General features: G+C 69.7%; 16 protein-coding genes. 8 read left to right on the top strand and 8 right to left on the bottom strand.

The window, feature by feature from the left end:
* Window positions 1-255 precede the first annotated feature (255 nt).
* Window positions 256-891 carry a hypothetical protein gene (locus tag ACSEEN_RS12860; RefSeq protein ID WP_247866232.1) on the bottom strand — a complete coding sequence of 212 codons (636 nt, stop codon included), beginning with the start codon at window positions 889-891 and terminating at the stop codon, window positions 256-258.
* A gap of 155 nt (window positions 892-1,046) precedes the next feature.
* Between ACSEEN_RS12860 and ACSEEN_RS12855 the strand changes: the two genes are divergently transcribed.
* Entirely contained in the window at window positions 1,047-1,466 is a 420-nt protein-coding gene (locus ACSEEN_RS12855; protein WP_440713391.1) for a DoxX family protein, read from the top strand.
* 102 nt (window positions 1,467-1,568) lie between these two features.
* Here the strand turns inward: ACSEEN_RS12855 and ACSEEN_RS12850 are convergent, their stop codons facing one another.
* Together ACSEEN_RS12850 and ACSEEN_RS12845 are read right to left on the bottom strand one after the other, a co-directional pair.
* Window positions 1,569-2,009 (bottom strand): nuclear transport factor 2 family protein, encoded by a 441-nt coding sequence (locus ACSEEN_RS12850; protein ID WP_440713390.1) that lies wholly within the window; start codon window positions 2,007-2,009, stop codon window positions 1,569-1,571.
* Window positions 2,009-3,280, bottom strand: coding sequence for a cytochrome P450 (locus ACSEEN_RS12845; RefSeq protein WP_247867906.1), 1,272 nt, complete (start codon window positions 3,278-3,280; stop codon window positions 2,009-2,011). The genes ACSEEN_RS12850 and ACSEEN_RS12845 overlap by 1 nt, the downstream gene beginning before the upstream one ends.
* Window positions 3,281-3,437: 157 nt before the next feature.
* On the opposite strand from ACSEEN_RS12845, the gene ACSEEN_RS12840 reads away from it, so the two are divergent.
* Window positions 3,438-4,601 (top strand): steroid 3-ketoacyl-CoA thiolase, encoded by a 1,164-nt coding sequence (locus ACSEEN_RS12840; RefSeq protein ID WP_440713404.1) that lies wholly within the window; start codon window positions 3,438-3,440, stop codon window positions 4,599-4,601.
* 9 nt (window positions 4,602-4,610) lie between these two features.
* Here the strand turns inward: ACSEEN_RS12840 and ACSEEN_RS12835 are convergent, their stop codons facing one another.
* Window positions 4,611-5,075: an SRPBCC family protein gene (locus ACSEEN_RS12835; RefSeq protein WP_440713389.1), complete on the bottom strand. Its 465-nt coding sequence runs from the start codon at window positions 5,073-5,075 to the stop codon at window positions 4,611-4,613.
* A 96-nt stretch (window positions 5,076-5,171) separates the two neighbouring features.
* Here ACSEEN_RS12835 and ACSEEN_RS12830 point away from each other — a divergent pair, with 96 nt between their 5' ends.
* Complete coding sequence (locus ACSEEN_RS12830) at window positions 5,172-5,636, top strand: group III truncated hemoglobin (protein ID WP_298441930.1); 465 nt, start codon at window positions 5,172-5,174, stop codon at window positions 5,634-5,636.
* Between the two features lie 78 nt (window positions 5,637-5,714).
* On the opposite strand, the gene fadD8 is transcribed toward ACSEEN_RS12830, so the two are convergent.
* Entirely contained in the window at window positions 5,715-7,304 is a 1,590-nt protein-coding gene (fadD8, locus tag ACSEEN_RS12825; RefSeq protein ID WP_440713388.1) for a fatty-acid--CoA ligase FadD8, read from the bottom strand.
* A gap of 100 nt (window positions 7,305-7,404) precedes the next feature.
* On the opposite strand from fadD8, the gene ACSEEN_RS12820 reads away from it, so the two are divergent.
* On the top strand, window positions 7,405-8,061 hold the full coding sequence (locus tag ACSEEN_RS12820; RefSeq protein ID WP_440713387.1) for a GNAT family N-acetyltransferase: 657 nt from the start codon (window positions 7,405-7,407) through the stop codon (window positions 8,059-8,061).
* Between the two features lie 139 nt (window positions 8,062-8,200).
* Here the strand turns inward: ACSEEN_RS12820 and ACSEEN_RS12815 are convergent, their stop codons facing one another.
* The 3 genes from ACSEEN_RS12815 to ACSEEN_RS12805 are packed head-to-tail and all read right to left on the bottom strand — an operon-like array spanning window position 8,201 to window position 10,257.
* A complete protein-coding gene (locus ACSEEN_RS12815; protein ID WP_440713386.1) occupies window positions 8,201-8,566 on the bottom strand; it encodes a DUF8021 domain-containing protein in 366 nt (121 codons plus the stop codon).
* Window positions 8,553-9,449: an SDR family oxidoreductase gene (locus ACSEEN_RS12810; protein ID WP_440713385.1), complete on the bottom strand. Its 897-nt coding sequence runs from the start codon at window positions 9,447-9,449 to the stop codon at window positions 8,553-8,555. Before ACSEEN_RS12810 ends, ACSEEN_RS12815 begins: the two co-directional genes overlap by 14 nt.
* A gap of 25 nt (window positions 9,450-9,474) precedes the next feature.
* Window positions 9,475-10,257, bottom strand: a complete 783-nt coding sequence (locus tag ACSEEN_RS12805) for an SDR family oxidoreductase (RefSeq protein WP_440713384.1) — start codon at window positions 10,255-10,257, stop codon at window positions 9,475-9,477.
* 70 nt (window positions 10,258-10,327) lie between these two features.
* Between ACSEEN_RS12805 and ACSEEN_RS12800 the strand changes: the two genes are divergently transcribed.
* Genes ACSEEN_RS12800 through ACSEEN_RS12785 form a run of 4 tightly spaced genes read left to right on the top strand, consistent with a single transcriptional unit; the run spans window position 10,328 to window position 13,864 of the window.
* Window positions 10,328-11,089 carry an enoyl-CoA hydratase family protein gene (locus ACSEEN_RS12800; protein ID WP_247866222.1) on the top strand — a complete coding sequence of 254 codons (762 nt, stop codon included), beginning with the start codon at window positions 10,328-10,330 and terminating at the stop codon, window positions 11,087-11,089.
* 2 nt (window positions 11,090-11,091) lie between these two features.
* Entirely contained in the window at window positions 11,092-11,973 is an 882-nt protein-coding gene (locus tag ACSEEN_RS12795) for a CoA transferase subunit A (protein WP_247866221.1), read from the top strand.
* The gene (locus tag ACSEEN_RS12790; RefSeq protein ID WP_440713383.1) at window positions 11,970-12,752 is read left to right on the top strand and encodes a CoA-transferase subunit beta; all 783 of its coding nucleotides are present in this window, start codon (window positions 11,970-11,972) and stop codon (window positions 12,750-12,752) included. The genes ACSEEN_RS12795 and ACSEEN_RS12790 overlap by 4 nt, the downstream gene beginning before the upstream one ends.
* The gene (locus tag ACSEEN_RS12785) at window positions 12,749-13,864 is read left to right on the top strand and encodes an NAD(P)H-dependent flavin oxidoreductase (RefSeq protein ID WP_247866219.1); all 1,116 of its coding nucleotides are present in this window, start codon (window positions 12,749-12,751) and stop codon (window positions 13,862-13,864) included. Before ACSEEN_RS12790 ends, ACSEEN_RS12785 begins: the two co-directional genes overlap by 4 nt.
* Window positions 13,865-13,969: the final 105 nt, after the last annotated feature.

Here is a 13,969-nt window from a genome sequence, read left to right as displayed (position 1 = left end):
AAGCCGCCCCGCCGACGGGCAGGTGCGCCCGGCACCCCGCCGACACCTACCGCCGGCCCGCCCGGTTCCAGCCGGCCCACTCGCCTGCTGTCCCGTGGCTGCCCGACCGCCACGAGACAGCAGTCGACGGCACAGACCCGACCGGAGCACACCACCGGCGCGCCCGATTCTCATTCCCGGCTGCTCGCCTGCTGTTCCACGGTCCTGGACCACCACGGAACAGCAGCCGACCGGCGAGACTGAGAGGAGCAGGCGCTACCAGCGGGTGGTGGAGGTCGCGGTCAGCTTGAATCCGTGCGCGGCGGACGGGGTTTCGCACTGCACACCGCCCGCGAAGGCCGCGCACACGAAGACCCCGTTGGGCAGCGAGCGGCCGGTCGGCAGTTCCTTCGGGCGCGCGGGCCCGTGCTTGTCTCCCGGCGCCGACGAACCCGGGAAGGTCACGGCACCGGCGGCGGTCAGCTCCACCGAACCGGCACCCTTCGGCTGCGTGCCCGGTGCGAGTTCGCCGGAACAGACGACCGTCGCCCGGGTCATGTCGCACACCCACCGGCCGCCACCCGCGGCGAAACGGTAGTCGACATCGCTCCCCGTCCGCAGGAATCCCTCGCCGGAGACCACCTCGCCCGGCACCACCCGGTCGGCCGGCGGCTTCCCGGCGGCCGGACTCGGGGTCGTCGGACTCGTCACGACGCTCGAGGCCACGACGCTCGAAGCCGCGCGACCCGGTGCCGAGCGCGTCGTCGACGACGGGGTCCGTGCCGCCGTCGCGCTCTCCGATCCGGCCAGGGAGACCGAGGCACTGGAGGCTTCCGACGAGTCACCGCCGCAGGCGGTCAGAGTGGACGCGAGGGCCGCGGCGGAGACGGCCGCCAGGAAGAGTCGTCGCATACGCCCAGCGTAACGGCAGCAATGGGCCGGACCGCCAAGCGACGTGCCGCACACCATGCCTAAGGCCCACCTAAGAAAAGCGAGGTCTAGCTTTTCATTCGGACCATGGTCCGGTTAGTCTCGCAACGTCCGATTCGCGAACCAGGAGGAACTCCATGACCCGCGCCCAGCAAGGCCAGTCCGTCGCCACCACCATCGCCCGGGTGATTCTCGGCATCATCTTCTTCGCCCACGGCTGGCAGAAGTTCGTCACCAACGGCATCGGGAATGTCGCCGACGGTTTCCAAGCGATGGGCGTGCCCGCACCGACCTTCTCCGCATGGTTCGCCGGGATCGTCGAACTCGTCGGCGGCGCCGCGCTGATCGTCGGGCTCGCGGTCCCGCTGGTCGCCCTGCTGCTGATCATCGACATGATCGGCGCGATCTTCACCGCGCACATCGACCAGGGCTTCTGGGCGTCGAACGGCGGCTACGAACTGCCGCTCGCCCTCATCGCCGGCCTGATCGGCATCGCCGTCGCGAACCAGGGAGTCCTGTCCGTCGACGGCAATCTGCTGGCACGCCGACGCCGCTGACCCGGTGGTCTCGACCGCGATGCCGGTCGAGCGGAGCATCCACGGCGGCCGAGCGGAGCGCATGGCGGTCGAGGTCTCGGCTCCGCTCGACCAGCGTCCGGATCAGGCCGGGCGCAACGACTTCATCGTCGCCTCGATCTCCCAGAAGGCCCGCAGAGCGACGAGATTCCCGTCCGCGTCCGCCTTGTACGTGAAGACCCCCTCGGCTTCGGAGACGTACCCGCCGATGTGCGTGACGATCTTCCCGGTGTAGGCCACCTCGTCACCGCAGATGATCTCCCTGTCGAAGACGAAGTCGATCCGCTCGGTGGTGCCGATGGTCTTGTCCCAGAACTCCGAGAGCTGCCGCGCCCCGCGGTGTCCGGCACCGGCTTCGTCGAACATCGACGGCCCGACGGGATCCTCGACGATCCCGTCGGCCGCGAAGTTCGCGAGCCACGCCTCCTTGTCGCGAGCCATCACCGCGTCGCGGGAACGACGTCCCGCCAGCACCGCGGGATGGTGCTCCCGGTCGATGTTCAGGTAGGGCGGCGACTCGCCCACTACGCGGTCCCGTAGTCGACCTGGAGTTCCTTGATGCCGTTGATCCAGCCGTGCCGGAGCCGGCGCGGCTGCTCCAGCTTGGTGATGTCCGGAACCATGTCGGCCAGCGCGTTGAACATCAGGTTGATCTCCATGCGGGCGAGGTTGGCGCCGATGCAGAAGTGCGTGCCGTTCCCGCCGAAGCCGACGTGTGGGTTCGGGTCGCGGGTGATGTCGAAGGTGAACGGGTCGTCGAACACGTCCTCGTCGAAGTTGGCCGAACCGTAGAACATGCCGACGCGCTCGCCCTTCTTGATCTTCTGCCCGCCGACCTCGGTGTCGTTCTTCGCGGTCCGCTGGAAACAGTTGACCGGGGTGGCCCAGCGGACGATCTCATCGACCGCGGTCGCCGGACGCTCCTTCTTGAACAGTTCCCACTGCTCAGGATTGTCGAGGAAGGCGTTCATCCCGTGGGTGATCGCATTGCGGGTGGTCTCGTTGCCGGCGACGGTGAGCAGGATGAAGAAGAACCCGAACTCGGCCTCGTCGAGCGAATGACCATCGATGTCGGCGTGGACCAGCGTGGTCACGATGTCCTCGGCCGGGCACTTCCGGCGGGCATCGGCCATGTTGTAGCCGTAGCCGAGGATCTCCGCGGACGCGACCTGCGGGTCCGCCGAGAACTCCGGATCGTCGGCGTTCATCATCGAGTTGGACCAGTTGAAGAGCTTCATCCGGTCTTCCTCGGGCACGCCGAGCAGGTCGGCGATGGCCAGCAGTGGCAGGTCCACGGCCACCTGGTGGACGAAGTCCCCGCGCCCTTCAGCGGCCGCCTTGGCGACGATCGCGCGCGCGGCGTCGTCGAGCTTGGACTCCAGCGCGTGCACGGCCTTCGGGGTGAACGCCCGCGAGACCACCTTGCGCATCCGGGTGTGCTCGGGCGGGTCGTGGTTGATCAGCAGCGCCTTGGTGACGTCGATCTGCTCCTGCGTCATCTCGTCGTCGAAGCGCATGATGACGCCGTTGTCGGCGGCCGACCAGTCCTCGGCGTTCTTCGAGATCTCGCGGATGTCGGAGTGTTTGGAGATGACCCAGTAGCCGCCGTCGTGGAAGCCTCCACCCTTGCCGGGTAGCTGCGCATTCCACCACACGGGCGCCGTCTGGCGGAGTTCGGCGAACTCCTTGACGGGGATGCCCTTCTCCAGCAGGTCCGGGCTCGTGAAGTCCCAGCCCTCCTGGTGCATGAACGGGCACTTGCCCGTCGAATCGGATGCCGCGGCATTCTGCATCATCTGCGTCACGCCTCCACCTCTTCTTCGCGATTCCAGCGGCTCACGGAAAATGAGAACCGGTTACAGTTTTGGTACTTCCCACTGTGCCACACTGGTGAGACGCAAACAAGAACTCGTTTCAGTTTGCTGGTGAGATGTCGTGACGAAAGGCAGATACATGGGCGACCCGGTGATCGTCGAAGCGGCCCGAACTCCAATCGGCAAGCGCAACGGATGGCTCTCCGGCCTCCACGCCGCCGAGATCCTCGGCGCCGCGCAAGTCGGCGTGATCGAGCGCGCGGGCATCGACCCCGCACTCGTGGAGCAGGTGATCGGCGGCTGCGTGATGCAGGTCGGTGAGCAGGGCAACAACGTGACCCGCACGGCCTGGTTGCACGCCGGCCTGCCCTGGCAGACGGGTGCCACCACCGTGGACTGCCAGTGCGGCTCCGCGCAGCAGGCGAGCCATCTGATCGCCGGGCTGATCGCCACCGGCGCGATCGACGTCGGTGTGGCGTGCGGCGTCGAGTGCATGTCGCACGTGCCGCTGGGCGCCAACGTCGGCACCGACGCCGGACCTCGGCGCCCGGCGTCGTGGGACATCGACATGCCCAACCAGTTCGAGGCGGCCGAGCGGATCGCACGGCGGCGCGGCATCACGCGCGACGACGTCGACGCGCTCGGCCTCCGCTCGCAGACCCATGCGCGACGCGCCTGGGACGAGGGACGATTCGACCGCGAGGTCCTGCCGGTGACCGCCCCCGAGCGCACCCGCGACGGTGAACTCACCGGCGAGACGCTGACCGTGACCCGCGATCAGGGGCTGCGTGACACCACCGCCGAGTCGCTGGCCGGCCTGAAGCCCGTGCTGGGCGACGGCATCCACACCGCGGGCAACTCGTCCCAGATCTCCGACGGCGCCGCGGCCGTACTCCTGATGGACGCCGCGCGCGCCCGCGATCTGGGGCTGCGCCCCCGTGCCCGGATCCGCGCGCAGGCGCTGGTCGGCGCCGAGCCGTACTACCACCTGGACGGTCCGGTTCAGGCCACCGAGACCGTGCTCGCCAAGGCCGGGATGACCATGGCCGACATCGACCTGGTCGAGATCAACGAGGCCTTCGCGTCGGTCGTGCTGTCGTGGGCGCGCGTCCACGACGCGGACCTGGACATCGTGAACGTCAACGGCGGCGCGATCGCCCTCGGCCATCCCGTCGGCAGCACCGGCGCCCGGCTGATCACCACCGCACTCCACGAACTGGAGCGCAGCGATCGGCAGACCGCACTGGTGACCATGTGTGCCGGCGGCGCCCTCGCCACCGCCACGATCCTGGAGCGGATCTGACGGGCGGACTCACCCCTCGGCGCGGGCCTTCAGCCGAGCGAGCGTCTCCCGGATGTGCTCGGCGTTCGCCGCGGTGCGGTCGCCGACACCGGTGGCCAGCTTGGCGACCGGAAGGAACCAGCCGGGACGCGCGTCCCAGGTGCTCTCCGTGACGCGGCACCCGCCGTCGACCGGCTCCAGGTCGTACCGCCATCGCGCGATGGGGATCGCCATGCTCGTGACCGTGAACTCGAAGGTCCGGCCGGGCTCGGCCGCGGTGACCGTGCAGGCGGTGGACCAGGTCTTGCCGCCGTTGCGGTTGCTGCCCTTGAACCGGGCACCCACACGGGCGGCGTCACCCTTGGTCCATCGCATCGCCGTGGTCTCTGCGGCGAGCCCGGCCAGCACATCGAGGTCGGTGATCAGCGCGTAGACGGCGTCGGCGCCGGCGTCGATGGTGATGTCGGCCGAGACGGTCGGCTCCGGATTCGTCATGAGTTCACTGTGTCACGACCGCGCCGTCGTCGCACCGGCGGGAACCGGGCCCAAGGCCCGTCGCCGGTCCCCCTGTGCCGCCGGTAGATTCGAGGCATGAGCGGACCGGAACTCCCGGACCTCGCCGACCGGAACGACGTCGCCGAGGTGCTCGACGACTTCTACCACCGCGCGTTCGCCGACCCCCTGCTGCGACCCGTCTTCGTCGACATCGCACACATGGACCTCGCCGTACATCTGCCGAGGATCACCGACTTCTGGTGCAAGGCGGTCCTCAAGGAGGGCGAGTACCGACGCAACGTGTTCGCCCCGCACCGCGACCTCCACGAGATCGCCGGTCTACAGCCGCAGCACTTCGAGCGGTGGCTCGGGTTGTGGCACACTACGATCGACGACCGTTTCGCCGGGCCGCACGCCGACCTCGCCAAGCTGCAGGGTGCGCGGATCGCGTATTCGATGTGCCGGATGCTCACCGGAGAACTGGTCGAGTCCATCGCCGACTGGCTGGAAGCGAACGGCAATCCGCTCGGCGTCAACAGTCCGCGCGCCCAGCACGCGTAGCGCCGCGGCGCAGACCGTCGCGGATGCGGTCACTATTCCCACTTCTGCGACGGTCTGACGGACGGCCGGCCGCATCCGTCACGCGAACTGCGCCCGCAGGGCCTTCTTGTCCGGCTTCCCCAGCGCGGTGAGCGGCAGCGACTCGGCGAAGATCACCGTCTTCGGGGCCTGCACCGCCCCCTTGGCCTCCTTCACGGCGGCCTGGATCTCGGCGGTGACCACCGCCCTCTCCGACTCCGCGGCACCGGCGCCCTCCCGCAGCACGACGACCGCGGTGACCGCCTCGCCCCACTTCTCGTCGGGCACGCCGATCACGCCGACCTGCGCGACCGCCGGATGCCCGGCGATCACGTCCTCCACCTCCCGCGGGAAGACATTGAAACCACCGGTCACGATCATGTCCTTGGTGCGGTCGACGATGTACCAGAAACCGTCGGCGTCCGCCCGGGCGACGTCGCCGGTGTGCAGCCAGCCGTCGCGGAAGGCCTCGGCCGTCTGGTCCGGGAGGCCGAGGTAGCCACCGGCCAGCAGCGGACCGGACACGCAGATCTCACCGGGCTCGCCCGAGACGACCGGCGCGCCGTCGGCGCCGAGCAACGCGGTGCGCAGGAACGCCGACGGCCGGCCGCAGCTGGTCAGCCGCTCCGGGGTGTGATCGCCCTTGGCGAGGTAGCTGATCACCATCGGCGCCTCGGACTGTCCGTAGTACTGCGCGAAGATCAACCCGAAGCGCTCGATCGCCTCCGCCAGCCGCACCGGATTGATCGCCGAGGCACCGTAGTAGACGGTCTGCAGGGACGACAGGTCGCGCGTGCGGGAGTCGGGATGGTCGAGCAGCGCGTACAGCATCGACGGCACCAGCATGGTGGCCGTGATGCGTTCGCGCTCGATGGTTTCCAATACCTGAGCCGGGTCGAACCGGCCGAGGACCACCATCGAGCCGCCCTTCATCAGGGTGGGCACGAAGAACGCGGCACCCGCGTGTGACAGCGGTGTGCACATCAGGAAGCGCGGCCGCTCGGGCCATTCCCACTCCGCCAGCTGGATCGAGGTCATCGTGGCCATCGCCTGCGCCGTGCCGATCACGCCCTTCGGCTTGCCGGTGGTGCCGCCGGTGTAGGTCACCGACACCACGTGATCGGGGTCGAGGATCTTCGCGGTCAGCGGCCGCGCCTCGCGGGCGGCGGCCTCGGCGACGATGTCGATCCCCACCTCCCGCAGTTCCTCCGGTACCGGCCCCAGCGTGAGGATCCGGGTCAGCCCGGGCACTTTCGACAACAGGCCGAGCGCCCGCTCGACGAACATCGGCACCGGGTCGATCACCAGTGTCGTGACGCCGGCGTCGTTCAGGACATAGGCGTGGTCGTCGAGCGATCCGAGCGGGTGCAGGGCGGTGCGCCGCCAGCCCTGTGTCTGGCCCGCACCGATCACCAGCAGCACCTCGGGACGGTTCAGGGCGAGGAGCCCGACCGCGGTCCCGGTGCCCGCCCCGACGGCTTCGAAGGCCTGCACGTACCGGCTGATCTCGTCGGCCATCGCGCGCCCGGTGAGTTCGACGTCGCCGATCCGCAGCACGGGTCGGTCCGCATGGCGTGTCAGCGCCGCCACCATCAGATCGCCGAGATGCACACCGGTCCGGAGATGTTCGTCCGTCACTGTTTCCGCCATACATCCAGACTAGAACGTGTTTCAGTTGTGAGACAGTCCAATACGAATCATCTCGCGACAAGACCGGCGCGACAAACGATTCCGTCCTACCATCGACACCATGACTGATGTGGACAAGGCCGCCGCCCGCCGTGAGATCACCGAAGCACTGCTCGTCGCTCTGGAGCGGCGGCACGAGGTTCTCGACGCCATCGTCGAGTCCGAGGACCGCGCCGCCGCGGTGACCGCGGTCGCCGACCTGCTCGGCGCCTCGCCTCTCGGCGTCGAGGCCATCCTGAACATGTCGTTCCATCAGCTCACCAAGGCCGAGCGCCGACGCAACCAGGCCGAACTCGACGACCTCAACGCCGCGATCACCTTCACCGCCGCCGATCGCCCGGCCGCCGCGGGCGACAGCGTCGGCCTCCGACCGTTCTCCCCCGACGAGGACACCGACCTGATCTCCGAGCGCACCGAAGAGCTCGGCCTCGCGGCCGACGGCTCCGGCGAGCAGGCCGGCGCCCTGAACGACGAGATCGCCAAGGGTCTGGCGCGCGTCGACGACGAGGACGCCGTCTGGCTGGTCGCCGTCGAGGGCGACGCCAAGATCGGTCTGGTCTTCGGTGAACTGAACGGCAGCGAGGTGGACGTCCGCATCTGGATCCGTCCGGAGAAGCGCAAGCACGGCTACGGCACCGCGGCGCTGCGCAAGTCGCGCTCGGAGATGGCGATCGCCTTCCCCGGCGTCCCGATGGTCGTCCGCGCCCCCAGCTCGTAGGCCCCGTTCGACACCGCCTCGCCCGCAGCCCCGCAGCCGGTTGAGCCCGGCGAGGCGGGCTCAACCGGCTGTTCTGCCGCCCTCTAAGCCCGTTGAGCCCGGCGAGGCGCCGGCCGAGCCGGTGTCGAAACGCCGCTGGTCAGACGCGATGCGGCAGTGAGAAGCCGGCCACGATCTTCGTGATGCGGCCGGCGTCGTCGACCGTGAAGGTCTCCGTCACCCGTGCGGCCAGACGCAGGAACCGCGGCTGCACGTGCACCAGGTACGACGTCCGCACGGCATGGCCGTCGACGACGGCGGTGAAGTCGCTGACCGTGTGGATCAGCCGGAACTGCGGGCCCCAGGTGAGGCTGCGCGCGATGTGCCCGCCGTTGCGCCCGGTCTTCACACCGAGTTCGGTGCGCGTGCACTCCGGGTGCAGGGGCACCACGGTCGCATCGTGGCTGACCAGGGCGTCGACGTAGGTCTTCGCCGCGGCGACCATCGCGGATTCATCGAGCACCATAGGGCGTCACCTGCTTCGGGGATCGGTCGATCAGATCGGCGACGACCGGCCCCAGCTCGGCCGGATTCCACCGCTCGCCCTTGTCGACGGTGGCGGCGCGCTGCCAGCCGTCGAGCACCGTGATCCGGCCGCCCTCGACCTCGAAGACGCGGCCGGAGACCGCGGCGGACGCCGGCGATCCGAGCCAGACCACCAGCGGCGAGATGTTCGCCGGGTCCATCGCGTCGAAGGAGCCGTCGTCGGGCGCGGCCATCTGCGCGGCCATCGCCTCACCGGCACCCATCGTCATCCGGGTGCGTGCGGCCGGCGCGATCGCGTTCACCGTCACACCGTAACCCCCGAGCTCGGCGGCGGCCTGAATGGTGAGCTCGGCGATCGCGGCTTTCGCCGCCGAGTAGTTCCCCTGGCCGACCGACCCGAACAGGCCCGCCCCCGACGAGGTGTTGACGATCCGGGCCCGTGGCACGGTCCCCGCCTTCGCCATCGCGCGCCAGTGCGCACCCGCGTGGCGCAGCATCACGAAGTGCCCCTTCAGGTGCACGCGGACCACCGCATCCCATTCGTCCTCGGACAGCGAGACGAGCATCCGGTCCCGCACGAAGCCGGCGTTGTTGACGAGGACGTCCAGGTGCCCGAACTCGTCGACCGCCGTCCGCACGATCGCCTCGCCGGTCGCCCAGTCGGCCACATCACCGGGTGCGGCGACGGCCTCCCCACCGGCTTCCCGGATCTCGCCGGCCACCGCGCCCGCGGCGGCCGCGTCGTAGTCGTTGACCACCACGCGAGCCCCGTCGGCCGCGAAGGCGTGCGCATGCGCGCGCCCGATACCCTGCCCGGCCCCGGTCACGATGACGACGCGTCCGTCATTTCCCTTATCGCTCAACGCTTTTCACTCTCTTCGTCGGAGGTCACAGTTCATTGCCCGCGGTGGCCGCATCGAGAAAGGCCGGCTTCTCGCCGCCGCCGTGCACGGCGAGGACCGCACCGGTGACGTACGACGCCAGTGGTGACAGCAGGAAGGCGACGGCGTTCCCGATGTCGATGGGCGACGCCAGGCGGCCCATCGGAATGGTGCGCCCGACCGCGGCGATGCCCTCGTCGTCGCCGTAGTGGAGGTGCGAGGCCTCGGTGTGCACCGGACCGGCGACCACCGAGTTGACCCGCACCGCGGGCGCCCACTCGACGGCCAGCGACGCGGTCAGGCTGTCGAGGCCCGCCTTCGCCGCCCCGTAGGCCGCGGTGCCCGGCGACGGCCGATGCCCGCTCACACTCGACACGTTGACGATCGCGCCGCCGCCGGGCTGACTCACCATCACCGCATGCGCGGCGCGCGCGACGGTGAGCGGCGCCAGCAGATTGAGCCCGACGATCTTCGCCGAGAAGTTGTCCGACGCGTCCGCGGCGAGCGCGAACGGCGAGCCCCCGGCATTGTTGACCACCCCGTCGAGCCGCCCGTGCCGGTCGACGATCCGCGCCACGAGTCGTTCGACGGCGTCGGGGTCACGGACGTCGCACGGGAGGAATTCGGGACCATCGTCGCGCTCGCCGGGACGACGCGCGCAGACCACCGGGTGCGCGCCGAGACCGGCCAGCACCCCGGCGATGCCCGCTCCCACACCGCGCACACCACCCGTGACCAGGATGATCTTGCCGGCGAGGCCCAGCCCGGACGCATGCGCGGATTCCGTCATGGTGCTACCCTACCAAACAACCAAGCATTTGCTTGGGCAAGTAGGAAGTGCTTCGGAAGGAGCCCGGAACGTGCCCATCAGCACCGCACGGCCGCGGGACGGCGTCGTCGTCGTCACGGTCGACTACCCGCCGGTCAACGCACTGCCCAGCGCCGCCTGGTTCGAGCTGGCCCGGACGATCCTCGCGGCGGGCGACGACCCGGCCACCCGCGCCGTGGTCCTCACCGCCGCCGGGCGTGGCTTCAACGCGGGCGTGGACATCAAGGAGATGCAGGCGACCGCCGGTTTCAACGCGCTGGTCGATGCGAATCTGGGCTGCGCGGCGGCGTTCTCCGCCGTGTACGACTGCGCCGTCCCGGTGATCGCCGCGGTCCACGGATTCTGCGTCGGCGGCGGCATCGGGCTGGTCGGCAACGCCGACGTGATCGTCGCCTCGGACGACGCCGTCTTCGGGCTGCCGGAGGTGGACCGCGGCGCGCTCGGCGCGGCGACCCACCTGGCCCGGCTGGTCCCGCCCCATCTGATGCGCGCGCTGTACTACACGGCGCAGAACATCACCGCCGGCGAGCTTCAGCGGTTCGGCTCGGTCTACCGGGTGGTGCCGCGCGAGGACGTGCTCGACGCCGCCCTGGACGTGGCCGACCGGATCGCCGCCAAGGACACCCGGGTGATCCGCGCGGCCAAACAGGCCATCAACACCATCGACCCGGTCGACGTGAAGAAGAGCTACCTGCTGGAACAGCGATACACCTACGAGCTGAACCTGGCGGGCGTCGCCGACGAGCATCGCGACGCCTTCGTCGCCGGGAGCGGCAGCGAGCGGGAGCACTGAGCATGGCGACCGACAAGACCAGCACCCTCGACGAGGTCATCGGCGAACTCGCCGACGGCATGACCATCGGTATCGGCGGATGGGGCGGACGGCGCAAGCCGATGGCCCTGGTCCGCGCCCTCGCCCGGTCGTCACTGACCGGCCTCACGATCGTCACCTACGGCGGCGCCGACCTCGGACTGCTCTGTGCCGCAGGCAAAGTGAAGCGCGCGTACTACGGCTTCGTCTCGCTCGACTCGCCGCCGTTCTACGACCCGTGGTTCGCCCGCGCCCGCACCAGCGGCGCGATCGAGGCCCGCGAGATGGACGAGGGCATGGTCAAGTGCGGTTTGGAGGCCGCCGCCGCGCGCCTGCCGTTCCTCCCCATCCGGGCCGGACTCGGCTCCTCGGTGCCGGACTTCTGGGACGGCGAGCTGAAGACCGTCGTCTCCCCCTACCCGGACGGCGACGGGCGGACTCAGACGCTCATCGCCATGCCCGCGCTGACGCTCGACGCGGCGTTCGTGCACCTCGATCTGGCCGATGTCCACGGCAACGCGGCCTACACCGGGATCGACCCGTACTTCGACGACCTGTTCTTCGCCGCCGCCGACCGCCGCTATCTGGAGACCGACCGCCTGGTCACCACCGAAGAACTCGCCGATGCCGTGGTCCCCCAACGTCTTCTGCTCAACCGGATGAACGTCGACCGCGTGGTCCACACCCCGAACGGCGCGCACTTCACCTTCTCCGGGAGCTATCCCCGAGACGAGGCCTTCCAGCGGTTCTACGTCGAGTCCGCGGGCGACGAGGAGAAGTGGGCCGCGTTCCGCACGCGGTTCCTGGACGTCGACGAGGAGACCTATCAGGCCGAAGTGACCGCATGGAACGGAGAGACCCGATGAGCACCGCTCGCCGCCCCCTGAGCTCCGTCGAAGGGACCCCGACCCGCGCCGAATACTGCGTCACCGCCTGCGCCGACATCTTCACCGGCGCCGGCGAGATCATGGCCTCCCCGATGGCCCCGATACCGCTGCTCGGCGCGCGACTGGCCCGCCTCACCACCGAACCCGACCTGCTGATCACCGATGGGGAGGCCCAGATCCTGGCCGGCACCCCGCCGATCGGCCAGACGGGACCGATCGAGGGCTGGCTGCCGTTCCGCCAGGTGTTCGACGTCGTCGCCTCCGGTCGCCGGCACGTGGTGATGGGCGCCAACCAGCTCGACCGGCACGGTAACCAGAACCTCTCCGCATTCGGCCCGCTCCAGCACCCGGCGCGGCAGATGTTCGGCTCGCGCGGGTCACCCGGCAACACGATCAACCACCCGACCAGTTACTGGGTCGGCAGGCATTCGGCACGCGTCTTCGTCGAGAAGGTCGACATCGTCTGCGGCATCGGCACCGACGCCCTCGACGCGTCGAACCCGGCCTTCGACGACGTCCACATCCACCGGGTGGTGACCGACCTCGGCGTGTTCGACTTCGGCGGTCGCGGCGGGACCATGCGCGCGCTCTCGCTGCATCCCGGGGTGACGCCCGGGCAGGTCGCCGAGAACACCGGATTCCCCGTCGCCGGCCTCGACGACGCTCCGACGACCGCGGCACCCACCGCCGAGCAGCTAGCCCTGATCCGGGATGTACTGGACCCCAAGGGAATTCGCGATCGCGAGGTTCGCGCGTGACCGCCGCACCGCTGTCCACCCGGTTCACCGAGCTGGTCGGGATCGACTATCCGATCGTCCAGACCGGCATGGGATGGGTGTCCGGCCCGTCACTCACCGCCGCGACCGCGAACGCCGGTGGCCTGGGCATCCTCGCGTCGGCGACCATGACCTACGACGAACTCGAAGCGGCGATCGCCAAGACCAAGGCGCTCACCGACAAGCCGTTCGGGGTCAACCTGCGGGCCGATGCCACCGACGCGGCGCAGCGCGTCGATCTGATGATCCGCGAAGGCGTGAAGGTCGCGTCGTTCGCGCTCGCCCCGAAGGCCGAGCTGATCGCGCGTCTGAAAGATGCCGGGGCCGTGGTGATTCCGTCGATCGGTGCGGCCCGGCACGCGGTGAAGGTCGCCTCGTGGGGCGCCGACGCGGTGATCGTGCAGGGCGGCGAGGGCGGCGGACACACCGGGCCGGTCGCCACCTCGCTGCTGCTGCCGTCGGTGATCGACGCCCTTCGGCTCCGCTCAGGAACCACCCTGGGCGGCCGGTCCGGACCGACCTCGATCCCGGTGGTCGCCGCCGGCGGCTTCTTCGACGGGCGCGGCCTGGTCGCGGCCCTCGCCTACGGTGCCGACGGGATCGCGATGGGCACCAGGTTCCTCCTCACCAGCGACTCCGCGGTGCCCGACAGCGTCAAACGGGAATACCTGCAGCGCGGACTCACCGACACCGTCGTCTCCACCAAGGTCGACGGCGTTCCGCACCGCGTGCTGCGGACCGAACTGGTCGACGCGCTCGAAAGCGGTTCGCGCACCAAGGCTCTGGTGGCCGCCGCCCGCAACGCGCACGAGTTCAAGCAGCTGACCGGCATGCGCTGGACCACCATGCTCCGCGACGGGCGCGCGATGAAGCGCTCGGGGGAACGCACCTGGCAGCAGATCATCATGGCAGGCAACACCCCGATGCTGCTGCGGGCCGGGCTGGTCGACGGCAACACCGAGGCGGGCGTGCTGGCCTCCGGTCAGGTGGTGGGACTGCTCGACGATCTGCCCAGCTGCGACGAGCTGATCCAGTCGGTGATGACTCAGGCGCACGCACGACTCGCCGCGCTGTCCGAGTTCTCCGTCGGCTGAGCAGGCTCAGCCGGCGGGGCGGACCCGACTCCACCCAACACGACGATCGAGCGGAGTCGAGATCACACCCCCCACCACAGGTGGATGGTCTCGACTCCGCTCGAC

The organism is Gordonia marina (assembly GCF_052036135.1).
In the GTDB taxonomy this organism is placed as follows: domain Bacteria; phylum Actinomycetota; class Actinomycetes; order Mycobacteriales; family Mycobacteriaceae; genus Gordonia.
The sequence above is the reverse complement of the archived record's forward strand: the minus strand, read 5'-3'. Positions and strand labels throughout refer to the sequence as shown.